At 62.3% G+C, this 23,452-nt stretch carries 21 protein-coding genes and 1 tRNA gene; 12 read left to right on the top strand and 10 right to left on the bottom strand.

What is annotated here, in order from left to right; translation table 11 throughout:
* The first annotated feature begins 124 nt into the window (after positions 1 to 124).
* Positions 125 to 1,129, top strand: coding sequence for a GlxA family transcriptional regulator (locus ACGYLQ_RS11700; protein WP_394443123.1), 1,005 nt, complete (start codon positions 125 to 127; stop codon positions 1,127 to 1,129).
* 3 nt (positions 1,130 to 1,132) lie between these two features.
* Here ACGYLQ_RS11700 and ACGYLQ_RS11695 read toward each other — a convergent pair whose 3' ends face one another.
* Complete coding sequence (locus tag ACGYLQ_RS11695; protein ID WP_394443121.1) at positions 1,133 to 2,230, bottom strand: PQQ-dependent sugar dehydrogenase; 1,098 nt, start codon at positions 2,228 to 2,230, stop codon at positions 1,133 to 1,135.
* Between the two features lie 186 nt (positions 2,231 to 2,416).
* On the opposite strand from ACGYLQ_RS11695, the gene ACGYLQ_RS11690 reads away from it, so the two are divergent.
* The 6 genes from ACGYLQ_RS11690 to ACGYLQ_RS11665 all read left to right on the top strand — a co-directional run bounded on the left by ACGYLQ_RS11690 (position 2,417) and on the right by ACGYLQ_RS11665 (position 7,913).
* Positions 2,417 to 3,601 (top strand): ABC transporter substrate-binding protein, encoded by a 1,185-nt coding sequence (locus ACGYLQ_RS11690; RefSeq protein ID WP_067266789.1) that lies wholly within the window; start codon positions 2,417 to 2,419, stop codon positions 3,599 to 3,601.
* 147 nt (positions 3,602 to 3,748) lie between these two features.
* Positions 3,749 to 3,910: a hypothetical protein gene (locus ACGYLQ_RS11685; RefSeq protein ID WP_394443119.1), complete on the top strand. Its 162-nt coding sequence runs from the start codon at positions 3,749 to 3,751 to the stop codon at positions 3,908 to 3,910.
* 88 nt (positions 3,911 to 3,998) lie between these two features.
* Positions 3,999 to 4,781 carry an ABC transporter ATP-binding protein gene (locus tag ACGYLQ_RS11680; protein ID WP_067266791.1) on the top strand — a complete coding sequence of 261 codons (783 nt, stop codon included), beginning with the start codon at positions 3,999 to 4,001 and terminating at the stop codon, positions 4,779 to 4,781.
* Positions 4,778 to 5,599, top strand: a complete 822-nt coding sequence (locus ACGYLQ_RS11675) for an ABC transporter ATP-binding protein (protein ID WP_271687269.1) — start codon at positions 4,778 to 4,780, stop codon at positions 5,597 to 5,599. Before ACGYLQ_RS11680 ends, ACGYLQ_RS11675 begins: the two co-directional genes overlap by 4 nt.
* A 2-nt stretch (positions 5,600 to 5,601) precedes the next feature.
* The gene (locus ACGYLQ_RS11670) at positions 5,602 to 6,612 is read left to right on the top strand and encodes a branched-chain amino acid ABC transporter permease (protein ID WP_067261483.1); all 1,011 of its coding nucleotides are present in this window, start codon (positions 5,602 to 5,604) and stop codon (positions 6,610 to 6,612) included.
* Complete coding sequence (locus ACGYLQ_RS11665; protein ID WP_394429968.1) at positions 6,609 to 7,913, top strand: branched-chain amino acid ABC transporter permease; 1,305 nt, start codon at positions 6,609 to 6,611, stop codon at positions 7,911 to 7,913. The genes ACGYLQ_RS11670 and ACGYLQ_RS11665 overlap by 4 nt, the downstream gene beginning before the upstream one ends.
* Positions 7,914 to 7,987: 74 nt before the next feature.
* On the opposite strand, the gene ACGYLQ_RS11660 is transcribed toward ACGYLQ_RS11665, so the two are convergent.
* A complete protein-coding gene (locus ACGYLQ_RS11660; RefSeq protein ID WP_394409693.1) occupies positions 7,988 to 9,526 on the bottom strand; it encodes a helicase HerA-like domain-containing protein in 1,539 nt (512 codons plus the stop codon).
* Between the two features lie 468 nt (positions 9,527 to 9,994).
* Between ACGYLQ_RS11660 and ACGYLQ_RS11655 the strand changes: the two genes are divergently transcribed.
* Positions 9,995 to 10,645: an invasion associated locus B family protein gene (locus ACGYLQ_RS11655; protein ID WP_209217784.1), complete on the top strand. Its 651-nt coding sequence runs from the start codon at positions 9,995 to 9,997 to the stop codon at positions 10,643 to 10,645.
* Between the two features lie 69 nt (positions 10,646 to 10,714).
* On the opposite strand, the gene ACGYLQ_RS11650 is transcribed toward ACGYLQ_RS11655, so the two are convergent.
* From ACGYLQ_RS11650 to ACGYLQ_RS11635, 4 genes are read right to left on the bottom strand one after another with little or no spacing between them, the layout of a single operon-like run.
* Positions 10,715 to 11,923 carry a beta-ketoacyl-[acyl-carrier-protein] synthase family protein gene (locus ACGYLQ_RS11650; RefSeq protein ID WP_394443117.1) on the bottom strand — a complete coding sequence of 403 codons (1,209 nt, stop codon included), beginning with the start codon at positions 11,921 to 11,923 and terminating at the stop codon, positions 10,715 to 10,717.
* 3 nt (positions 11,924 to 11,926) lie between these two features.
* Complete coding sequence (locus ACGYLQ_RS11645; protein ID WP_394443115.1) at positions 11,927 to 12,184, bottom strand: acyl carrier protein; 258 nt, start codon at positions 12,182 to 12,184, stop codon at positions 11,927 to 11,929.
* Between the two features lie 32 nt (positions 12,185 to 12,216).
* The gene (lpxD, locus tag ACGYLQ_RS11640; protein WP_394443113.1) at positions 12,217 to 13,308 is read right to left on the bottom strand and encodes a UDP-3-O-(3-hydroxymyristoyl)glucosamine N-acyltransferase; all 1,092 of its coding nucleotides are present in this window, start codon (positions 13,306 to 13,308) and stop codon (positions 12,217 to 12,219) included.
* Positions 13,309 to 13,342: 34 nt separating this feature from the next.
* Positions 13,343 to 14,959, bottom strand: coding sequence for a murein L,D-transpeptidase (locus tag ACGYLQ_RS11635; protein ID WP_394443111.1), 1,617 nt, complete (start codon positions 14,957 to 14,959; stop codon positions 13,343 to 13,345).
* Between the two features lie 331 nt (positions 14,960 to 15,290).
* Between ACGYLQ_RS11635 and ACGYLQ_RS11630 the strand changes: the two genes are divergently transcribed.
* The 4 genes from ACGYLQ_RS11630 to ACGYLQ_RS11615 all read left to right on the top strand — a co-directional run bounded on the left by ACGYLQ_RS11630 (position 15,291) and on the right by ACGYLQ_RS11615 (position 19,069).
* Positions 15,291 to 15,860 (top strand): YcbK family protein, encoded by a 570-nt coding sequence (locus tag ACGYLQ_RS11630; protein ID WP_394443109.1) that lies wholly within the window; start codon positions 15,291 to 15,293, stop codon positions 15,858 to 15,860.
* Between the two features lie 47 nt (positions 15,861 to 15,907).
* Positions 15,908 to 17,635 carry an FAD/NAD(P)-binding protein gene (locus tag ACGYLQ_RS11625; protein ID WP_394443107.1) on the top strand — a complete coding sequence of 576 codons (1,728 nt, stop codon included), beginning with the start codon at positions 15,908 to 15,910 and terminating at the stop codon, positions 17,633 to 17,635.
* A gap of 111 nt (positions 17,636 to 17,746) precedes the next feature.
* On the top strand, positions 17,747 to 18,343 hold the full coding sequence (locus ACGYLQ_RS11620; RefSeq protein WP_394443105.1) for a L,D-transpeptidase: 597 nt from the start codon (positions 17,747 to 17,749) through the stop codon (positions 18,341 to 18,343).
* Between the two features lie 435 nt (positions 18,344 to 18,778).
* Positions 18,779 to 19,069 carry a hypothetical protein gene (locus ACGYLQ_RS11615; protein ID WP_067266706.1) on the top strand — a complete coding sequence of 97 codons (291 nt, stop codon included), beginning with the start codon at positions 18,779 to 18,781 and terminating at the stop codon, positions 19,067 to 19,069.
* A gap of 110 nt (positions 19,070 to 19,179) precedes the next feature.
* Here ACGYLQ_RS11615 and ACGYLQ_RS11610 read toward each other — a convergent pair.
* The 4 genes from ACGYLQ_RS11610 to ACGYLQ_RS11595 form a co-directional block, all read right to left on the bottom strand.
* Positions 19,180 to 19,269 (bottom strand) — tRNA-Ser (locus ACGYLQ_RS11610).
* Between the two features lie 72 nt (positions 19,270 to 19,341).
* Positions 19,342 to 20,064: an alanyl-tRNA editing protein gene (locus ACGYLQ_RS11605; RefSeq protein WP_394443103.1), complete on the bottom strand. Its 723-nt coding sequence runs from the start codon at positions 20,062 to 20,064 to the stop codon at positions 19,342 to 19,344.
* Positions 20,061 to 22,421: a DUF3772 domain-containing protein gene (locus tag ACGYLQ_RS11600; RefSeq protein WP_394443101.1), complete on the bottom strand. Its 2,361-nt coding sequence runs from the start codon at positions 22,419 to 22,421 to the stop codon at positions 20,061 to 20,063. The genes ACGYLQ_RS11605 and ACGYLQ_RS11600 overlap by 4 nt, the downstream gene beginning before the upstream one ends.
* Positions 22,418 to 23,452, bottom strand: coding sequence for a cysteine synthase A (locus ACGYLQ_RS11595; protein ID WP_394443099.1), 1,035 nt, complete (start codon positions 23,450 to 23,452; stop codon positions 22,418 to 22,420). The genes ACGYLQ_RS11600 and ACGYLQ_RS11595 overlap by 4 nt, the downstream gene beginning before the upstream one ends.

Genomic DNA, 23,452 nt, shown 5'->3' with positions numbered 1-23,452 from the left:
GAAAGTGACCAGAACCGAAATGCGCCCTATTGACGTGGCGTGAGGCCCGTGGGCAATGTTTCCGGCAAGTTCTGGCGGCCATGGCACATGTCGACAGAGACGACCTGAATAGAAAGACGCCGTGATGTCCCAACCGCGCCCGGCCACCCGCATGCCCCCCCAGACCGACAAGCCGCGGCGCTTCGTCTTTGTGTTGTTGGAGAATTTCACCCTGCTGAGCTTTGCCTCGGCGGTGGAATGCCTGCGGATCACCAACCGCATGCTCGAACGCGAGGTCTATGAATGGCAGGTCGTGGGCGAAAGTGGTGAGACCTGTGCAAGCTCATCCGGCGCGGTGTTCGCACTGGACGGTGGGCTTGAGGAGTTGGGCCGCGACGATACCATCATAATCTGCGGCGGCATCGGCGTGCAGGCCGCGACCACCAAGAAGCTGCTGGCATGGCTGCGCCGCGAGGCGCGCAAGGGGCTGGTTGTTGGCGGGCTTTGTACCGCGGCGCATACGCTGGCCAAAGCGGGGCTGCTCGACGGCAAACGCGCCACGATCCATTGGGAGAATCAGGACAGTTTCGGCGAGGAATTCGAAGAGGTGATCCTGACGAAATCGGTCTTCGTGGTGGACGGCAACCGGCTGACCACGGCGGGCGGCACGTCTTCTTTGGACATGATGCTGAAACTTATCGCCGATGATCATGGAGAGGAGACGGCCAATGCCGTGGCGGATCAGCTCATTTATTCCTCGATCCGCACCGACCAAGACACGCAGCGCCTGTCGGTGCCCACGCGAATCGGCGTGCGCCATCCCAAGCTTTCCCAAGTGATTCAGCAGATGGAGCGCAATATCGAAGAGCCGATCAGCCCCTCCATCCTCGCCCGTGACGTGGGCATGTCGACCCGGCAGTTGGAGCGTTTGTTTCGCCGCTACCTCAACCGCAGCCCCAAACGGTATTATATGGAATTGCGGCTGCAAAAGGCGCGCAATCTGTTGATGCAGACGGATATGAGCGTGATCAACGTGGCGCTGGTCTGCGGCTTTGCCTCGCCCTCGCATTTCTCGAAATGCTACCGGGCGCATTACCAGACCACGCCCTACCGCGAACGCGGAAGCCAATCCACCCGGCAGCCCGCCTGAGGGTCAGGGCGTGATCCGGTAGACGGTGCCGTTGACCTCGGAGATGAACCAGATCCCACCCTCGGGCCCTTCGACGACATCCCGCACGCGGGCGGTCTCGGCAGTTTTGATCTGCGCCACCTCTTCCAGCGGCGTGCCGCTTAGCCGGGCGATATAGTCGAACTTGAGCGAACCGACAAAGATGTCACCTTCCCATTCAGGGAAAAACGCGCCGGAGTAGACCATCAGCCCCGCAGGCGCGATGGAAGGGTCCCAGTAGAATTCGGGCTGCGCCATCCCCTCTTTCGCCTTCCCCTCGCCGATCTTCGCGCCCGAATAGTGCTCACCGTAGGAAATCACCGGCCAGCCGTAATTCGTGCCCTTGGTGATGCGGTTGACCTCATCCCCGCCCTTGGCCCCGTGTTCCGACACCCAAAGCCGCCCATCCAGATCCAGCCCCGCCCCTTGCGGGTTGCGATGGCCGTAGGACCAGATTTCGGGCAGCACGTCGGGCGCGTCGACAAAGGGATTGTCATCGGGGACAGAGCCGTCGCGGTTCACACGGATGATGCTGCCGTTATGGGTGCTGCGGTCCTGCGCCGCCGGACGATCGCCGCGTTCGCCGATTGTCACCAGCAGCGTGCCATCCGGCGCCTCGACCACGCGCGAGCCGAAGTGCTGGCCGCCGCTGCTGCCCGGCTTCATGGCGAAAAGCTCGGTCAGGTTTTCCAGACTGCGGCTATCCTCTGACAGACGCGCGCTGGCCAGAGCGGTCCCCGCGCCGCCGCCCTCTTGGGGTTTGGCATAGGTCAGGAACAGCAGGCGGCTTTGTTCGAAATCCCCGGCCAAGGTGATGTCCAACAGACCGCCCTGCCCGACTACGGCCACCTCCGGCAGGCCCGAGACTTCGTGCCGCGTGTCGTCCTTTTGGTAGAGCAACCGCCCGGCCTTCTCGGTCACCAACAGACCGCCACCGGGCAAGGGGGCAACGCCCCATGGGGCTTCGAGATCCTCGGCCATCGGGGTGATCGTGAGACCGCTCTGCGCTGTGGCGGCACCCGCAGCGCAGAAGCTGCCAAGGCTGATGAAGGCGGCGGTGGCGAGGTGTTTTGCGCGGGTCATGGGCAGGCTCCTTTGGGCATGGGGGCTTGGATCAAGACATAGCCAGCGCACCGCCCATTTCCACCATCGTTCCCGGTCCACGCGAAAACCTGCCCGCGAAAAACACTTTATAAATCGCCTTTTCTTTTTCGAAACCACGACCTAACGTTCGATCAGAACGAGAGTTCAACTAAGGGAGAGTACCAAATGAAAAAAATTCTGATGGCCACAACGGCCGTTGCTCTGCTCGCCACGGGCGCGCATGCGGAAGACACTAAAATCGGCATTCTGCTGGGTTTCACCGGCCCGCTGGAATCGCTGGCCAATGACATGGCCGCCGGTGCCGAACTGGCGATTTCCGAGGTTAACGAGAGCGGCATGTTCCTCGACGGGGCCACCGTTTCGTCCGAGCGTGGCGACACCGGCTGTATCGACGCGGGCCTTGCTGTGGCATCGGCTGAGCGTCTGATCACCTCCGACCGCGTGAGCGGCATCGTGGGCGGCATGTGCTCGGGTGAAACCACCGCCTCGCTGCAAAACGTCGCCATTCCGAACGGCATCGTGATGATCTCGCCCTCCGCGACATCCCCGGCCCTGTCGACCGTCGAAGACAACGGCCTGTTCTTCCGCACCTCGCCGTCGGACGCACGTCAGGGTCAGGTCATGGCCGACATCCTGAACGACCGTGGCATCAAGGAAGTCGCCGTCACCTATACCAACAACGACTATGGTAAAGGTTTGGCCGACAGCTTTGAGACCGCCTATAAGGAATCCGGCGGCACCGTGACCATCAACACCTCGCATGAAGACGGCAAAGCGGACTACTCCGCCGAAGTCGGCGCGCTGGCCTCTGCCGGTGGTGAGGTTCTGGTCGTGGCAGGCTATGTCGACCAAGGTGGCGCGGGCATCGTGAACGGTGCGCTGGACGCCGGTGCATTCGACGTCTTCATGTTCCCCGACGGTATGGTCTCTGACACGTTGGAAGAGAAATTCGCCGAGATCGCGGATGGCTCCTTTGGTCAGAACCCGAGTGCTGCTGGCGAAGGCCCGGACAACTACAAGAAGATGGGCAAGGAAGCCGGTTTCGAGCCGACCAACGCCTTCTCGCCTGAATCCTATGACGCGGCGGCGCTGATGCTGCTGGCGATGCAGGCCGCAGGCTCCAACGATCCGGCGGAGTACAAGGAAAAGGTGATGGAAGTCGCCAACGCACCGGGTGAGAAAATCCTGCCGGGTGAACTGGGCAAGGCGCTTCAGATCATCAAAGACGGCGGCGACGTGGACTATGTCGGCGCCTCGGCGGTCGAGCTGATCGGACCGGGCGAGAGCGCGGGCAACTACCGCGAGATCGAGATGAAAGACGGCAAGATGGTCACAGTCGGCTACCGCTGATCCACGCCACCATCTAACCGCTAAGAGAGGCCCGGTCGCAGTGCGATCGGGCCTTTTGCTTAGGAAATCCGCTTTTCTTCCGGGGATGCAGCCAGTACAAATCCCCTATTGAGGACGTGGAAAACACGTCCCGTCTGGGAGGACAGGATGAAAAAGCAACGTATGGCCGTCTCGGTCAGGGCTTTGGGCATGTATTTTGCTGAACGTGATTTCGGCAATGCGGCGCAATCTGCCTCTGACAAGGCAGCGCAGGGCTTTCTTCAGATCAGGACCGCAGCGGTCCCTTCCAAGAATCTCAGCACATTGTAAACAGGTATGGCGGCGCGCATCTGCCTGCGCGGCCCATATGACGACCAATAAAAACCAGCCACAAGGTGGCGGACACGGGGATGGACATATGATCGTCGTAGACGACGTACACAAACACTTCGGCGGGTTTCACGCCGTCGACGGGGCAAGCCTGTCGATCGAGAAAGGATCGATCACCGGTTTGATCGGCCCAAATGGCGCGGGGAAAACCACGCTGTTCAACGTAATTGCTGGCGTGCTTCAGCCCACTTCGGGCCGCGTCACCATGGATGGGGAGGACATCACCGGCCTGCCCCCGCATGAGCTTTTCCACAAGGGGCTTCTGCGCACTTTCCAGATCGCGCATGAGTTTTCTTCGATGTCCTGCCGCGAGAACCTGATGATGGTGCCGGGCAACCAGTCGGGCGAGACGCTGTGGAACACATGGTTCGGCACCAAACGCATCGCCAATGAAGAACGCGCGCTCAAGGCCAAGGCCGATGAGGTGCTGGAGTTTTTGACCATCGAACATCTGGCCGAACAGAAAGCGGGCCAGATCTCGGGCGGGCAGAAAAAGCTGTTGGAGCTTGGCCGCACCATGATGGTCGACGCGAAAATCGTCTTCCTCGACGAGGTCGGCGCGGGCGTGAACCGGACGCTGCTGAACACCATCGGCGATGCCATCATCCGCCTTAACCAAGAGCGCAATTACACCTTCGTTGTGATCGAGCATGACATGGATTTCATCGGCCGCCTTTGCGACCCGGTGATCTGCATGGCCGAGGGCCACGTGCTGGCCGAAGGCACGCTGGATGAGATCAAGGCGAACGAACAGGTGATCGAGGCCTATCTCGGCACCGGGCTGAAGAACAAGGACAAGGTAGGCGCATGAGCAATGATCCCTACGGCGACCGCGGCAACAAAGATTGGTCGGTCGGCAACGCGAAGGGCCAAGGCAGCATCATGCCCAAGGCCAGCGGCAAAACCCACCCCGCCCCCGGCGGCCCTTTCCTGATTGGTGACGGCATGACGGCGGGCTACGGCAACGGCCCCGACATCCTGCATGACTGCACCATCGCCGTGGACCGCGGCGAGATCGCGGTGATCGTCGGCCCCAACGGGGCGGGCAAGTCGACCGGCATGAAGGCGGTCTTTGGCATGCTCGATATGCGCAAGGGCCATGTGCGGCTGGATGGTGAAGACATCACCGAACTCAGCCCGCAGGACCGTGTGGCCAAGGGCATGGGCTTCGTGCCTCAGACCTCGAACATCTTCACCTCCATGTCGGTCGAAGAGAACCTTGAGATGGGCGCCTTCATCCGCCGCGATGATTTTCGCGATACGATGGCGCAGGTCTATGACCTTTTCCCGATCCTCAAGGAAAAGCGCCATCAGGCGGCGGGCGAGCTTTCGGGCGGGCAACGCCAGCAGGTCGCCGTGGGTCGCGCGCTGATGACCCAGCCCAAGGTGCTAATGCTGGATGAGCCGACGGCGGGTGTCTCCCCCATCGTCATGGACGAGCTTTTCGACCGGATCATCGAGGTCGCCCGCACCGGCATCCCGATCCTGATGGTCGAACAGAACGCCCGTCAAGCGCTTGAAATCGCGGACAAAGGCTATGTGCTTGTGCAGGGGGCGAATGCCTTTACCGGCACCGGCAAAGAGCTTTTGGCCGATCCTGAAGTCCGCAAATCGTTTCTGGGGGGCTGAACATGGATCTGCTCAACGCTTTCATTGCACTTTCGAACTATGTGCTCATTCCGGGCATCGCCTATGGCTCGCAGCTGGCGCTCGGCGCGCTTGGCGTGACGCTGGTCTACGGCATCCTCCGGTTTTCCAACTTCGCCCATGGCGACACGATGGCCATGGGGACCATGGCGACGATCCTGATGACATGGCTGTTCCAGTCCATGGGTCTGAGCCTCGGCGTGCTGCCGACGGCGCTTCTCGCCCTGCCCTTCGGCATCGCCTTTACCATGCTGCTGGTGCTCGGCACCGACAAGGTGGTCTACAAGTTCTACCGTGAACAAAAGGCCAAGCCGGTGATCCTCGTGATCGTCTCGCTCGGCGTGACTTTCATCTACAACGGCATCACCCGCTTCATCATCGGCGCGGATGACCAGAACTTCCTCGACGGGCAGCGTTTCATCATGTCGGCGCGGGATTTCAAAGAGATGACCGGCCTGCGCGAAGGTCTGGCCTTTAAGACCACCCAAGGCATTACCATCGTCACCGCGATCATCGTCGTGGCGCTGCTGTTTTGGTTCCTCAACAAGACGCGGGCGGGCAAATCCATGCGCGCCTATTCCGATAACGAGGATCTGGCGCTCTTGTCGGGCATCAACCCCGAGCGTGTGGTGATGATCACATGGATGATCGTGGCCGCCTTGGCGACCATCGCAGGCACGCTCTACGGCCTTGATAAGTCGTTCAAACCCTTCACCTATTTCCAGCTTCTGCTGCCGATCTTTGCGGCGGCCATCGTCGGCGGGCTCGGCTCTCCGGTGGGGGCCATCGCGGGCGGTTTCGTGATCGCGTTTAGCGAGGTCACGATCACCTACGCGTGGAAAAAGGTGCTGGGCTATGTGATGCCCGAAGGGTTGCAGCCGGACGGCTTGGTGCAGCTTATGAGCACGGATTACAAATTTGCGGTCAGCTTCGTCATTCTTCTGATCGTTCTGCTGATCAAGCCCACCGGCCTGTTCAAGGGGAAATCGGTATGACTCAGACTGTGAAAAACACGATCCTTTTCGCGATCATCGCCCTGATGATCATCTACACCGGCTTTGCGCAAAGTTGGAACTCGGCTCTGCTGATCATCGCCATGGGTCTGATCTCTTCGATCATGGCGCTTGGGGTGAACTTGCAATGGGGCTTTGCGGGGCTGTTCAACGTGGGCGTCATGGGGTTTGTGGCGCTTGGCGGTTTGGCGGCTGTGCTGGTTTCCATGCCCCCGACCGAGGGCGCTTGGTCCACCGGTGGTTTCGCCATTCTGGGGGCGCTGGCGCTTGGGGCGGCTACCGTGGTGGCGGCGGTCATGCTGATGAAACGGATGGCCCCGGGCACGCTGCGCACGCTTTCGGTGATCGCGGTCTTGGTCATCGGTTTCTTCATCTTCCGCGCCCTGCTCGACCCCGCCGTTCAGGCGGTCGAGGCGATCAACCCGGCCCAGACCGGCTATCTCGGGGGTCTTGGCCTGCCGGTGCTGATCTCTTGGCCCGTGGGCGGCCTCTTTGCCGCTGGCGCGGCGTGGCTGATCGGCAAGACGGCCCTTGGCCTGCGGTCGGACTATCTGGCGATTGCGACGCTTGGGATTGCCGAGATCATCATCGCGGTCCTGAAGAACGAAGACTGGATGAGCCGCGGCGTGAAGAACGTGATCGGCCTGCCCCGCCCCGTGCCTTACGAGATCGACCTGCAAAACAACCCTGCTTTCGTGGAACGTGCGGCGGGCCTTGGCTTCGATCCGGTAGACGCCTCGACGCTTTGGGTCAAACTGCTCTATATCGCGCTCTTCGCGGCGGTGCTGATCGTCCTGTTGTGGATGAGCCAGCGTGCGCTGCACTCCCCTTGGGGCCGGATGCTGCGTGCGATCCGTGACAACGAAGTCGCGGCAGAGGCCATGGGCAAGGACGTGACCGCGCGGCATTTGCAGGTCTTCATCCTTGGCTCCGCGATCTGCGGCATCGCGGGGGCGATGATGACGACGATGGACAGCCAGTTGACGCCCGGCACCTACCAGCCGCTGCGCTTTACCTTCCTCATTTGGGTGATGGTGATCGTCGGCGGCTCGGGCAACAACTTCGGCGCGATCCTCGGTGGCTTCCTGATCTGGTTCCTCTGGGTGCAGGTCGAGCCGATGGGCCTGTGGCTGATGAACCTGATCACCGCGGGCATGTCCGAAGGATCGGCCCTGAAGGCCCATCTGATCGAGAGCGCGGCGCATATGCGGCTTTTGACCATGGGCATCGTGCTGCTTCTGGTCCTGCGCTTCAGCCCGCGCGGGTTGATCCCCGAGCGGTAAATCCGGCTGAGCTTCACGATCTAAAAAGGGGCGAGGTCGCAAAACCGCGCCCCTTTTTCATCTCGCAGGCCGCTTCAACGCCCCTTGAACAATCCGCCCAAGATGCCGCGCACGATCCGGCGCCCGGTGGTGCCTTTCAGCTCTTTGATCACCGCGCTCGCGATGGCATCGCCGAAACCATCCGTCGCCTTGCGGCTTGACCGGCTGCCGCCGCTGCGTGCCCCGCCATAGCGGCGGGCCTTCTGGAACTCACGCGCGGCTGCGTCCTCGGCCTCTGCCGCGGCTTCGATCTTTTCCGCCTCTTTGGCCGCCGCCTCCGCGCGGGCCTTCAGCATTTCATAGGCCGACTCGCGGTCCTGCACGGTCTCGTATTTCCCCGCCAGATCGGAGTCCGCCAGCACCGCCGCGCGCTCCGCCACGGTAATCGGACCGAGCCGCGAAGACGGGGGGCGGATCAAGGTACGCTCCACCACGCCCGGCACGCCCTTGCGTTGCAGCATGGAGGTCACGGCCTCGCCCACGCCGACCTCGCGGATCGCCTCTTCGGTGTCGAAGCGCGGGTTCTCGCGGTAGGTCTCGGCGGCTTGGCGCAGTTCCTTACGGTCACGCGCGGTAAAGGCGCGTAGCGCGTGTTGGATACGGTTGCCAAGCTGGCCAAGGATATCGTCGGGCACATCGGCGGGGTTCTGGGTCACGAAATAAACCCCGACGCCTTTGGAGCGGATGAGCCGCGCCACCTGTTCCACCTTATCGACCAGCGCCTTGGGCGCATCGTCGAACAGCAGATGCGCCTCGTCAAAGAAGAACACGAGCTTGGGTTTATCGGGGTCGCCGACCTCGGGCAGTTCCTCAAACAGTTCGGACATGAGCCACAGCAGGAAAGTCGCATAGAGTTTGGGCGAGGCCATGAGCTTGTCAGCGGCGAGGATGTTGATCCGCCCGCGCCCTTCGGCATCGCAGCGCATAAGGTCCGAGAGTGCCAGCGCCGGTTCGCCGAACAACTGCGCGCCGCCTTGGTTCTCCAGCACCAGCAGCCGCCGTTGAATGGTGCCGACGGAGGCGGTCGAGACATTGCCATAGCGCAGCGCCAAGTCCTTCGCATTCTCGCCGACCCAGACCAGTAGGGATTGCAGGTCTTTCAGGTCCAAAAGCGGCATCCCTTCCTCATCGGCCACGCGGAAGGCGATGTTCAGGATGCCCTCCTGCGCCTCGGACAGGCTGAGCAACTGCGCGATGAGCAGCGGCCCCATTTCGGAAACCGTGGTGCGGACGGGGTGGCCCTGCTCACCAAAGAGATCCCAAAAGGTGACCGGGAAGGATTGATAGCTATAGTCGTCAAAGCCGATCTTGGCCGCGCGTTCGGTGAAAGCACCGTGCAGTTTGGCGGCCTCGCTCCCCGCGACGGCAAGGCCGGACAGATCGCCCTTCACATCCGACAGGAACACCGGCACCCCGGCATTGGCAAAGCCCTCGGCAAGGATTTGCAGCGTCACTGTTTTGCCCGTGCCCGTCGCCCCCGCGATCAGCCCGTGGCGGTTGGCATAGCCAAGATCGAGGAATTGCTTTGTCGCATGGTCGGGACCGCCGCCGCCGATAAAGATGTCACTGCTCACGCTGGGGCCTTTCTGTCAATTTTAGCCATTCGTCCGTTCCACTAGAGCATACAAACTTAACCTTTGCGCGCCATAGTGAAGGCATCCCGCTCGCATGTCCTTTTATCGGGCGGGTGTACTTCCTCCCTGTAAGACTTGGCCGCGCCTTCGGGTGCGGCCCTTTTTCTGACCGGGGCCGTGCTAAAACCCTGACAGATTGTCGCATTTTTCCTGTTGACCGGCATCACGCGCTTGCCTAACGTGGCATTAATAAGTCGGCCCAGTCCGACGGGGAGAAAGTACACGGAAAGGGGGCGCGCTGCGTCCCCTTTTGCATTTCTGGCGCTTAAGCCTCTGACATCGTGAGGAAACCATCCTCGTGGGGGTCGGCATGAATTTGCCCGAACCTTGATTGAAATGCGGCCCAAGCCGCTGACAATCCTCAGGCGGCGTGGTAAGGGGCGGTAACGCAACAAATGTGGATATGACATGAGCAAGTTTATGACCGCCCTGCCGCTTTGTGCAGCGCTTGCACTGACGGCCCCAATGACGGCTTTCGCCCAGACCGCTACGGAAGAAGACACCGCTCAGACCGAAGAGCAGCAGCCCCAGCCCGGCACCAGCGGCAATGCTTCGCAGATCGAAGAGCAGCTGAGCCTTGGTGAAGATGCGGACAAAGACCCCGATCTGGGCAAGCCCTACACCAAGAAAGAGATTGGTGCTTGGGAGATGCGCTGCATCAAGACCGAGGAAGAGGTCGACCCCTGCCAGATGTATCAACTCCTCGCCGATGGCGAAGGCGCGCCGGTTGCCGAAGTCTCGCTCTTCCGTCTGCCCGACGGTGGTCAGGCCAAGGCCGGTGCCACGGTTGTCGTCCCGCTTGAGACCGCCCTGCCCGCGCAGCTGACCCTGTCGGTCGACGGTGGCAAGGCCCGCCGCTATCCCTATGCCTTCTGCAACCCCGTGGGCTGCTATGTGCGCATGGGCCTGACCGACGCCGATATCGGTGCCTTCAAACGCGGCAAGGAAGCGGTGCTGACCATCGTGCCCGCGCTGGCCCCTGATCAGGAAGTGAAACTGACACTTTCGCTCGACGGCTTCACCGCCAGCTACGACGAAGTCTCGGTCATCGAACAGTAAGACTGGATTTTACCGATTTGAATGCCGCGCCCGACCTCGGGGGCGGCATTTTTTATGGCCGCGCGTCGCTTAGGCGCGGCGCAGTGCCAGCACGGCGTTCATCCCGCCAAAGGCGAAAGCATTGCTGAGCGCCACATCGACCTGCGCCTCGCGTGCCTCATTGGGCACGACGTCGAGCGCGCATTCCGGGTCGGGCTCCTCATAGCCAATGGTCGGCGCGATCACCCCGTCGCGCAGCGCCATGATACAGGCCAGAAGCTCAACCGCGCCGGTGCCACCGATGATATGGCCATGCATCGACTTGGTGGAAGAGATCATCAACCTGTCCGCATGGGTGCCAAACACATCCGCCACCGCCGCACATTCGGTCTTGTCATTCGCCGCGGTCCCGGTGCCATGGGCGTTGATATAGCCGACCTCTTCGCGGTTGATCCCCGCATCGGCCAGCGCCCCCTGCATCGCCCGCGCGGCTCCCGCCTTGGAGGGCATCACGATGTCGCTGGCATCCGAGGTCATGGCGAAACCGGCCACTTCGCAAAGGATCTCGGCCCCCCGTGCCCGGGCATGTTCATAGTCCTCAAAGACAAAGACCCCCGCCCCCTCGCCCTGCACCATCCCATTGCGGTTGGCAGAGAATGGGCGGCAGGCATCGCGGCTCATCACGCGCAGCCCTTCCCAAGCCTTCACCCCGCCGAAGCAGAGCATGGATTCCGATCCGCCCGTCACCATCACCGGGCTCATGCCGGAGCGGACCATGGCGAAGGCCTGCGCCATGGCGTGGTTCGACGAAGCGCAGGCGGTGGAGACGGTGAAAGACGGCCCGCGCAGGTTCCATTCCATGCTGACATGGCTGGCGGCGGCGTTGTTCATCAGCTTGGGCACCACGAAGGGGTGCACCCGATTTTTGCCCTCTTCGTAAACCGCGCGGTAATTGTCGTCCCATGTCGAAACACCGCCCCCCGCGGTGCCCAGCACCACCCCGGCGCGGGCGGCCAAGTCATCGGTGAAGGTCAGGCCCGATTGCTTGATCGCCTCGCGCGCGGCGGTGAGGGTGAATTGCGTGAACCGATCATAAAGCGCGATTTGCTGGCGGTTGTAGCGGCCCTCGGCCTCGAACCCGCGCACCTGACCGCCGATGCGGATGGCCAGCCGCTCCACATCCCGGAACTCTAGCGGGCCGATGCCGCATTTGCCCTCGCGCATGGCCGCCAGCGTCTCGGGCACCGACAGGCCCAGAGCGTTGATCGTGCCCGCGCCGGTGATGACAACGCGCCGCATCGCTCAGCTCTGTTCGGCTTGCAGCCGTTCCACCCCGGCGACGATGCTGCGCACGGTCGAGATGTCGAAATCGCTTTCGCTGGGGCTGTTGGCGTTGAAAGGCACGTTGATGTCGAATGTCTCTTCAATCGCAAAGATGCATTCCACAACCCCCATGCTGTCAATCCCGAGGTCTTCGAGCGTGCTGTCGAGCGTGACATCCTCCGGCTCTATCATGGCCTGTTCGGCGAGGATGGTAATGACCTGAACCTGAGTGCTCATGCGGCGTCCCCCAACATATGTCCGCGGCAGGTTTAGTCAGCCTTGTCGGCTTTGGAAACCACCTTTTGCAGGGCCGCGACATCACGCAGCAGCTTGGGCAAACGGCGCAGCGCTTTGTAGATTTCGGTTTGCTTGCTCATTTGGGTGGCGGGGTAGCCTAACATGGTGCGCCCCTCGGGCACGTTGGAGAGCACAATGGTCCCCCCGCCCGCGATCACCCGGTCGCCGATGGTGATATTGTCGGCCAGACCGACCTGCCCGCCGAGCACCACATTGTCGCCCACGCGGGTCGAGCCGCCAACGCCCGCCTGCCCGCAAAGCAGGCAGTTTTTGCCGATCACCGCATTGTGGCCGATATGCACGAGGTTGTCGATTTTCGTGCCGTCGCCGACCTGCGTGTCGCGAATGGTGCCGTTGTCGATGGTGGAGCCCATGCCCATTTCGACATCCGCGCCGATGGTCACGGCGCCGAGCGAATGGATACGGGTCCAAGGCTGCGGGGCGGCATCGCCCTGATCGCCGAGCGTTTGCCGCGCGCTTTCCACGGTGGATAGCTCAGCCGTGACAAAAGAGAAACCGTCGCCGCCCAAGCGCACGCCCGATTGCGCGATGAAACCCGATCCGATGGTGACCCGCGCGCCGATGCTGACATGTTCGCGCAGAAAACAGCCGTCACCCAACGTCGCATCCACACCGACAAAACACAGTGGCCCGATGACGCTGCCCGCGCCGATCCGCGCCCCGGCAGAGATCACCGCCAAGGGGCCGACCGAGACGCCTTCGCCCAGCACGGCCTCGGGGTCTATCACGGCAGTGGGGTGAATGCCCGGCTTGAACCCCTGCCCCTTGTCGAGCATCCGGGTCACGCCAGAAAGCGCGTAGCGCGGGCGGTTGGGCAAGATCGCGGCCTTGAGGCCCAGAGCGCGCCAATCGGCCCCTTCCCAAAGCATCGCCACCTCGGCGGCGCCATCGGAAAGGCTGCTGGCATAGCGCGGGTCCATCGCCAGTGCCATTTCGCCCGATTTGGCGCTGGCAGGTTCCGCGACGCCACTTACCTTGAGTTCGATGTCACCCTCGGCGCTGGCGCCGACGGCATTGGCGATTTGCTGAACACTATAGGTCATTTCGGGCGGCCCTTACTTGTTGCGCGCCCGAGAGTTACCCCTGAACGCCGCGCAAGGCCACCCCCGCCTTGGAGAGCGCGTTCCAGATCAGCGCATCCCGGCCATAGACGTCATCGCGGTATTCGGTATGGCCGCGGGCGTTGGTCACGGCGGTGCGGTAGATCAGATGCACCGGCACCTGCTCTTCGAGAACGACGCGCGTCTCGCGTCCGCTGCGCAGAATGGCCTGAAACTCGCCTTCCGGGTCTGCCGATTGCAGGTCCAGCAGCGCATAGGCGAATTCAAATGGCTCGGCCAGACGCACGCAGCCATGGCTGAAGGCACGCACGTCGCGGGCAAACAGGCTCTTGGCCGGGGTGTCATGCAGGTAGATGTTGTATTTGTTGGGGAACATGAACTTCACCAGACCCAAGGCATTGGTCTTGCTGGGCGGTTGGCGCATGGCGAAGGGGAAGGTCCGCGCGGTATAGCGGTTAAAGTTCACCGCGCCGCGGTTCACCTTGCGGCCCCGGCTGTCGGTAATCTCGATATGGCCCACGGCATAGGGGTTGCGTTTGAGCTGCGGCAGGTATTCCCCAGTGACGATCGACCGCGGCACATACCAGCTGGGATTGACCACCATATGCTCCATCACGTCCGAGAATTCGGGCGTCGGACGGTCCTCGCGCGCGGCCCCCACGACCGAGCGGGTCTGGAAGGTGATCTTGCCATCGTCGATGATCTTGGCCGAGAAATCGGGGATGTTCACGAGGATATGGCGTTTGCCGCGGTCGGTGTTGAACCAGCGCTCACGCTCAAGTGCGACCATGACCGATTGCAGCCGCTGCTCGACGCCGATGTTGATCTGTTTCATCGTGGCCGGACCGGCAACGCCATCGGTGTTCAGCCCGTGGGCCTCTTGGAACTGGCGCACGGCTTCGGTCAGGCTGGCGTCATAGCCCACGGCATTGGACCGCTCCAGAAAGCCCATGGCGATTAGGCGGTTGCGCAGGGCAATCACGTCATTTCCGGTATCACCCGGCTCAAGCTTGCCCGCAGGCACCGAGGGGCCCCAGCCGCCCTGCGAGAGCAGCTTTTCCATCGCGATCTTCTCTTTCAGCAGCGCGTTATACTCAAGGCTGCGCGGCGGCAGGGCGCGGAAATAAGCGGCGGGCGTGGATTTGGGCAGGTCTTGCAGATAGGTCTTGCGGTCCCGGTATGGGATTTCGCGCACGATCTGGCTGATGATCCGTTTGGGGATCAGTACGCCGGTCTGCACGTCGCGGGCATAGCGCAGGAACACGCGGCTCAACTCCACCTCGGCGAATCCGCGATCGCGCGGGGTCTTGGCCGTGCGCAGCATCTCCAACACCGCGTCGGGGTTATAGCGCGTGACCGGCAGGCCATGATCATCTGCCGTGGTGATCGCCCGCATCAGTTCCGACCGGCGCGCGCGGTGTTCTTCGGCGGCCCCTGTCCAGATGGCGGTATAATCGTTCTCACGGTAGAAGGCGGCGATGTCATCGTCTTGGGCGGCAGCTTCGGCGACGGCTTGTTTGAAGGCGGTGACCTGCGCCGTGGCAGGCGCGGCAAGGACCAGGGCGGAAAACAATAGGGCAAACCCTGCGATAAATTTGGACAGTTGCCGTGAAAAAGTCGCGCTGAAACCCATTTCGTACCCCGTGAATATACCATTGCCGCCGCGCGACCCTATTGCCTGCCCGGTTTGCCAATAATACTACGCGCAAGTCCATTCAAATTTCCGTTCGCAGGAAAAACGCGTGATGGCCTGTGCGGATTGCGCATCGGTTGCCTTTGCAAACATTGGGTTTTTTAACCGCATTGCGCAAAAACTTGCCTAAATTTGAACCACTCGGGAACCATTCCGATTCAGCCCTTGGTCAGGTTTTCCCGCTATGCAATAACAATGTTGCATCTGGGGATGAGATGAATGGCCCATGTAACATCTTGGGTAACTTAGGCAGACGACGGGACAGAGACACATGACAGGCAAAAGCTCCTCGGGGATGACCCGGCGCGCCATTCTCGGCGCATTCGCAGCAACCACCGTTGCAGCAGCTCCCACCTTCTCGAACGCGGCAGGCTTTCTGCGGGGCGCAGGCGACATTCGCCGCATCCGCATGTATTCGGGCCGCACCGGTGAGCGGTTGGACATGATCTATTGGATCGAAGGCCACTATATCAAAGACGCCTTTGCCGAAATCAATCATTTCATGCGCGACTGGCGGACCGACGATGTCATCAACATGGACCTGCGCACCATCGATATCATGGCCGCGTCGCACAATCTGCTGGATGTGAACGAGCCCTATATGCTCCTCTCCGGCTACCGCAGCCCGAAAACCAACGCGATGCTGCGCTCCCGTTCCAGCGGTGTGGCCAAGAATTCGCTGCACCTCAAAGGTCAGGCCGCTGACCTGCGCCTCGCCTCGCGCTCGGTGCATCAGGTGGCCCGCGCGGCGATGGCTTGCCGCGGTGGCGGCGTCGGGCGCTACTCCGGCTCGAACTTCACCCATATGGACTGCGGCACAGTGCGCAGCTGGGGCGGCTGATCGCAGCTACTCCGGTAAGACGAGTGAATTGTTAAGGGCGCCTTCGGGTGCCTTTTTTGTTGCCCGATTTTGTCGCCGGTGGGCTTTCGCTGGCCGTGGTACGGCTCTACGGTCGCGCCAAACACATGCCGGGGAGAGAGATGCAGATAAAGGCGGCGCGCATTGCAGTGATCGGTTTCGGGCCGCGCGGCCTTGGCGCGTTGGAGGCTCTGTCGCAACGGCTTACGGGGACCGAAAGGCGGATAGAGATCGACATTTATGAACCCGGCCCCCATCCCGGCGCGGGTCCGAACTTCGCCCCCTCGGAGCCCGCCTATTGTCTGCTTAACATCCCTAACCGCGACATCGCGATCCGCCCGCCAAAGGGGTCGCGGGTCGGACATTTCGCGGAGTGGCAAGACCGCCCAGTCCATCCCGACAGTTTCCCCTCACGCGCCGAGATGGGCCGCTACCTCATGGCGCGGCGGGATGATCTTTTTGCACGGGGTTTTACGAAAACTGGCGTGACTTGCAGGGTGATCCCCGCCGCTGTGGCCCGCATCTTGCCCGAGGGGGCAGGCTGGCGTGTGCAATCGGAAAGCGGGTCGGAGGCGCCATATGACGAAGTGCTCCTCACCCTCGGGCAGCCCCCTGTGGAACCGGACGCGCAATGGGCCGATTGGCAAGAGCACGCGGCGCGGCGCGAGGCAGAAGTCGCGCAGGCCTATCCAGCGGCGGATCTGCGCGCGCGAGCGGCGGCATGGCAGGGCAAGCACGTCGCGATCCGGGGCTTGGGGCTGTCGACCTATGATGTGTTGCGTGGTCTGACCATGGCACAGGGCGGGCGCTTCGATGCGGCGGGTTATCATGCCTTGGGCCGGGAGCCCTGCCGCATTCTGCCCTTCTCGCTCAACGGGCACCCCCCCTTCCCCAAGCCACAGGATGCCGCTTTCGACGCGCTGTTCGATCCCACATCGGAAGAGACTACGGGCTTCTCAAAAGCCGCCATCGCTGCGGTCTATGCGGGACCCGAGGCGACGCCTTCGTTGATCTCTGACGCCCTCCTGCCCGTGGTCGCGCGCATCCTCGCGCCTCAGAATGTGCGGGCGGCGGAAATCGCGAACTGGTTGGAGACGGAATGGTCAGACCCCGGCGCGCAGGACCAGCTGCCTCCAATGGAGGCGCTGCGCCACGGGATAGACCTGGCCGCCGGTGAGGTCGCGCCGAGCATTGGCTACACGCTCGGGCAGATTTGGCGCAAATGGCAAGACACATGGCGTGCGGCCTTTAACCCGGGCAAGGCCTCGCCCCAGACGGCCAAGCGGCTGATAGACTTCGATGAGGGGTTGAAACGATATTCCTACGGCCCGCCCCTCGCCTCCGCACGAGAGCTTTTGGCCCTGATCGACGCGGGGCTAGTCGATCTGTCCTTCGCCACCAATCCAGAGATCACGAATAGCGCGCAAGGCTGGACATTGCAGGCGGAGAGACACGCGGCGGAGGTGTCGGTCATCGTCGATGCGGTGCTGCCTGCGCCGAACCTCTCGAGCATCGCAGCACCGCCCCTGCCCGATCTCATCTCCCAAGGTTTGCTCTCCCCGCTGTCATCCGATCTGGCCGCAGCGACCGCGCCTGACGGCACGCTGCGCGGGCGTGACGGACGCCCCGTGCCGGGCCTTTGCCTGCTGGGGCGGCTCGCGCTCGGCAGTGTGACGGCGGTGGATTCCCTGCACGATTGCTTTGGCCAATCCGCCGACCGTTGGGCGCAGGGCGTGATCGACAGGCTGTCGGTTTGACACGCTGCCGCTTGGTTACAACAGTTTGTGATCCGGCCCGCGCGATGGAACGGCAAGGCGCTGAAACGGTTTCCCTTTCAACACGAGATTGAAGAATAGGGGAACGACGCAATGAAGAGACGACATTTCATCACCGGTGTAGCCGCCAGCGGTGCCGCCTTCGGCGGTGGCCTTGCCACGCCTGCATTGGCGCATCCGCCCAAGGAAATGCCGAGCTATGATGTGCCGCCAGAGATGATGCCGCGCAAAGTGCCGATCGCGGCGGGCGCGCCGCCCTATGAAATCCACGTCGATCCCGACAATTTCGCGCTCTACTGGACACTGCCCGACAATATGGCGTGGCGCTATACCGTGGGCGTGGGCCGCCCCGGTCTTTATGAATCCGGTGAGTTCTACGTTGGTGCCAAGAAGGAATGGCCGAGCTGGACCCCGACCCCGGGTATGATTGACCGCGAGCCGGAGAAATACAAGAAATACGCCGATGGTATGGAAGGCGGATTGGACAATCCGCTGGGGTCGCGTGCGCTCTATCTCTTCACAGAAGAGCGCGGCGATACCTTCTTGCGCATCCATGGCACCAATGACCCCAGCACATTGGGCAAACGCGTCTCGAACGGCTGTGCCCGTCTGGTGAACGATCAGATGGCCGAGCTCTATAACCGCGTGCCGATGAACACCCGCGTGGTGCTTTACGAACCCATCGGCTGAGTTTTTTTCGGCCAAATCAAGCAGCCCGGAGCGGAGAATATCCGCTTCGGGTTTTTTTGTGCCTCTCGCTCGACCAGTAGGATTGAAACATTTCACACGGGCCAAAGAGGTTTGGGTGCGGTGGCGGCACACACGTTTCTGCGACGTCTGTGTAACAGGTCTTGAACGCTCTTCGCGGGGCCTGCCAATGTCATAAGTCCCGTTCTGCGGCGTGGTGAGAACTTATTAAAAACAGTATCTTATGCGGCTATGGCAATTTGTTACGATCTGATCGCGCCGGGTCTCGCTCTAACACTGGGCCGTGATCCGAGTTGCTTTGTAACCGCCCCTCGCCGCGCCTTAATATCATTGTATCGAACGGGCCTCCCGACCTCCCCGCCTCTCCCCAGAGCGAGAAAGCCGACGCCCTTTCCCAAACCTGAAAGGACCAGAACAATGAAACTCTTTATCGCAACCGCCGCCGCCACTCTGATCGCCACCGCGAGCTTCGCAGGCCAGTCGACACGCTACGAAGACCTGCGCTTGGACACGTCCCTAACGGCTGATGTCGTCCATGCCGCGGATGCCGGTGAAACCCGCCCTAATGAGCGCGCCGCTGACCTGCGGTTGGAAACATTCTCGGACGAAAGTGCGCCGGTCGCCACCTTCTCGACCAGCGGCCCCGTGAGCAGCTTGGGCGAAGGTTTCGCCTATGGTGGTTACGGCGCGGGCAACGACTCCCGCTAAACTGTCATAGATAGACCTAAGAGAGCCCGGCCCGAAAGGTGCCGGGCTTTTCTACATGTGAAGCCGCATGGCCCGACGGGGCAAGAGCTTCTCTTTGCAAAAAGGCAAAATGGCGGAGCGACAGGGATTCGAACCCTGGAGACGGTCTCCCGCCTACACACTTTCCAGGCGTGCGCCTTCGACCACTCGGCCACCGCTCCGTTGAGGCGGGGTTTAGCTTGGGGGGGCAGTGAGTTGCAAGAGCGAATTCCCCCCAGAGAGGATAAATTTATCTAACCGCCCAGATGAACATAGACCCTGCGGTTCAAACGGCCCTTTTTTTCAATCTTTCCAAGGCGAAGCGCGCCGATCTCGCCGGTTCGGGCGACATGGGTGCCGCCGCAGGGCTGCAGGTCGATGGGGTCCTGCGCCTCTCCGATGCGGATCAGCCGAATGTCTCCCCGTCCGCGCGGCGGGGCGACGGACATGGTCTTGATGAGTTCAGGCGCGGCGTCCAATTCGGCCTCGGTGATCCAGTCCTCGCTCACCCGCGCATCGAGGGAGACGAAGTGGTTCAGCGCCTCCTCCAGTTCCTCGCGATCCTGCGGCGCATCGGGCATGTTGAAATCAAGGCGCCCGTGGGTGGCCGAAATTTGTCCCCCCGTGACCGGATGGGGGATCACGACCGACAGAAGGTGCAGCGCCGTATGAACGCGCATGTGCTTGTGTCGGCGGTCCCAATCGAGTTCCTGTTTCACGAATGCGCCCACCGGCGGCAAGGGACGCGGCTCTGCTGGGACCAGCGCGATGCCGCCGCTGTCGCGGTCACGCACCGTGGTCGCGATGGTAAGCTCTTGCTTGTCCCAGGTCAGCCACCCGCTGTCGCCCGGCTGGCCGCCGCCCGTGGGGTAGAAAAGGGAATTGTCCAAGATCACCCCACCTTCGGGCGTATGGGCGGCCACGCGGGCCGGGGCGTCGCGCAGGTAGGTCTCGGTCCGGTACAGCTCGCCCGTCATGCCTGCGGCTCCGGCTTTGCGTCATCTTCTATTTTCGGTGCTTCGGCCTTCAGAGTCTCAGGGTTGCGCAGCCATAGGTCGCGTTGGGCAAAGGGAATTTCGATCCCTTCCTCTTTGAAACGCGCGGCGATGGCGTGGTTGATGTCGTTCTTGACCTTCATCATCCAATTCACGTCCCGCAGGTAGCAGCGCACCTCGAACTCCAGCGCATCGGCCCCGAAGTTCAAGAACAGGACCGCGGGCGGCGGGTTGGTCAGCACGATGGGCTGCGCCTCGGCAATCTCTTGCAGGATGCCTTCGATCCGTTTGGTGTCGGTGCCGTAAGCCACGCCCACGGGTACGATAAGGCGGCCCACGGTATTGCCGCGGGTGTAGTTGGTGACTGTGCCGCTGATCAGATCGGCGTTGGGCACGATGACATCGGTGCGGTCGAAGGTCTCGATCCTTGTGGAGCGCACCGAGATGTCGCGCACATAGCCCATCTGGCCACCCACCTCGATCCAATCCCCTTCGGAGATCGGACGTTCGATCAACAGGATGATGCCGGAGACGAAGTTCGACACCACGTTTTGCAAACCGAAACCGATACCGACCGAGAGTGCACCGGCAACATAGGCCAGCGCGGAAAGGTCGATCCCCGCCCCGGTGATGGCGAGCAGCGCGGCAAGGAAAATACCGACATAGCCGATCCCCGAAACGATGGCGTTCTGCCCCCCGATGTCCATCCGCGTCTTGGGCAGGACGTTGCTGCGCAGCGCCCCTTGGATCAGACGGGTGACGGCATAGCCGATCACGAAGATCACCGCGAAGGAGAGGAAATCTGTAGGACGGATCCGCGTCTCGCCAAAGGCAAAGCCCCGGCTGAATAGCGCCCAAAGCTCGGTCAGGTCTGTGACCCGCGCGCCCCATGCCAGCGCCATCACAGGCAGCGACAACAGCAGCAGGATCAGGCCAAAGAAGACGGGCATCAGCGCGTCGCGCGCCTGCACCCCCTGCCCGGTCATGGCACCGTAAACATCGGCCAAGAAGCGTTGCAGCGTCATCACCAGCCCCAGAAGCACCAGCGTGGTGACATAGGGCGGCAGCAGCGAAACGGCGGCGTTGTAATAGCCGCTGATCAGCAAGAGGGGCGCGACCACGGCCACGATCATCGCGCCCAAGCCCAGCCCGCGCACGACGCGGTTCAGGGTCGAGGTCCGCGGCTCTTCGGCGGCGGAGACATCTTCCGTCACTGGATCGCTGTAACCGCGCAGGATTTTCCCGATGCGGAACAGGGCAAAAGCGCTCAGCAGCATCACCGGCAGGCGCAGCACGGCCTCGGTGGTTTCTGCCGGTTGCTGGCCGTCGAAAATGGCGGTGATGATGGCGCCAAGGATGACGGTGACGGTGATGATGCTGACGTAGAAACGAACCGCTTTGCGCTCAGCCGCGGGCAGCAGGATCAGCGCCTCGTCCTCATCGCGAGAGAACACCCGTTCGGCGACCCAGCGAACGCCCAGCATCGCGCCGCCGATCACCGGGATCAGCTGCACAAGGGTTGAGCCGCGCGGGCCGAGCCAATCGGTCGCCAAGACGGCCATGGCCAGCAAGACCAGACCCACCGTGGGCAGGATGATCCGCAAAAGAGACACGACAAAGCGCCAGATGCCAAAGCCGCGCGCGCCGAATTGCTGGAGCCGTCCCACAATCGCGGTCGACCAATGGTGGCCGCGGAAGATCAGCACCAAGCCCAGAATGGTGAGGGCCAGAACCGCAGGGAGAGAGGCGCGCAGGCTGCGCCGCGCCGTGTCGGCATCGTCAGGCGCTTCGGCGGCGATCTCACCCGCCGCTGTCGCCAGATCGTCTATCGCGCTGCGCCAATGGACGGGGTTGAGCGGCGTGGGCACCACCTCCATCAACTGCTCGGTCTGGCGTTCGCGCAGCGCAACGTCAATCTGCCCGATCAGCGCATCGGCGCGCAGATATGCCGCTTCGGCGCGTTGGACCGGTGTCAGTAGGGTGTTGAGCTGTCGGTTTAACTCCTCACGGTTGGCGGCGACTTCGGGGGATTCCGGCTCGGCCCCCTCGCCCTCGGGCGGGGTTCCGAGCGCGGCCAATTGTTCGCGCAGCACGCTGATCCGCGCCGCGTTCAGGTTGCGCGCCGCGTCGAACTCGGCGCGGTAATCCACCAGCCGGGCGCGCTGCACCTCCAGCATGGTTTCGGTGGTATCGGGGGCGTCGACCGCCTCTTCAGCCGAAGAGGCGACGGTTTCCCATTGGTCGAAATCCGGCAGAACCGGTTCCTGTGCGACAGCAGCGCCGGTCAGCCAGACCAGCAACGCGGTAAGGCCAAGGGCGAAGCGGAGCATTTGGGTCATGTATCCTCGAAAACACCTGGGATGGATTGCGGCGCGGCATCAAGCCATGCGGGCGTCGGCAGCCCCTTCTCGCGCAGGAACTCCGGGTTGAAGAGTTTGGATTGATAGCGCGTGCCGAAGTCGCACAGCACGGTCACGATGGTATGGCCCGGCCCCATCTCTTTCGCCAGACGCATGGCCCCGGCGACGTTAACGCCCGAGGAGGCACCAAGGCAGAGCCCCTCATTCTCCAGCAGGTCAAAGACGACCGGCAGCGCCTCTTCATCCGAGATGTTATAGGAATGGTCAGGTTTGAACCCTTCGAGGTTCGCGGTGATCCGCCCCTGACCGATGCCCTCGGCGATGGAGCTGCCTTCGGATTTCAACTCGCCTTCGGTATAGTAGCTGTGCAGCGCCGCGCCATCGGGATCGGCCAGTGCGATTTTGACGCCCTTGGGTTGCAGCGCCATGGCCACACCCACGAGCGTCCCGCCCGAGCCGACCGCGCAGCAAAAGCCATCGACCTTGCCGCCGGTCTGTTCCCAAATCTCGGGGCCAGTGGTTTCGATATGTGCTTGCCGGTTGGCGGTGTTGTCGAACTGGTTGGCCCAGATCACCCCCTCGGGCGTGGTCTTGGCCAATTCCTTGGCCAAACGTTCGGAATAACGGACGAAGTTATTGGGGTTTTTGTAGGGTGCGGCGGGCACCTGCACCAATTCCGCACCGGCCAGCCGCAGCATGTCTTTCTTTTCCTGCGACTGGGTCTCAGGGATGACGATGACGGTCTTGAACCCCATCGACGCGCCCACCAGCGCAAGCCCGATGCCGGTGTTGCCCGCGGTGCCTTCGACAATGGTGCCGCCGGGCTTCAACTCACCCCGTGCGATGGCGTCGCGGATGATGAACAGCGCCGCGCGGTCCTTGACCGATTGGCCGGGGTTCATGAACTCCGCCTTGCCCAAGATTTCGCAGCCGGTCTCTTCGCTCGCGCCGCGCAGCCGGATCAGCGGTGTGTTTCCAATGGCCTCGGCCAGATCTTTAGCAACCTGCAT

Origin of the sequence: Sulfitobacter sp. 1A12779 (genome assembly GCF_043557315.1) — a bacterium.
GTDB lineage: Bacteria > Pseudomonadota > Alphaproteobacteria > Rhodobacterales > Rhodobacteraceae > Sulfitobacter > Sulfitobacter faviae.
The sequence above is the reverse complement of the archived record's forward strand: the minus strand, read 5'-3'. Positions and strand labels throughout refer to the sequence as shown.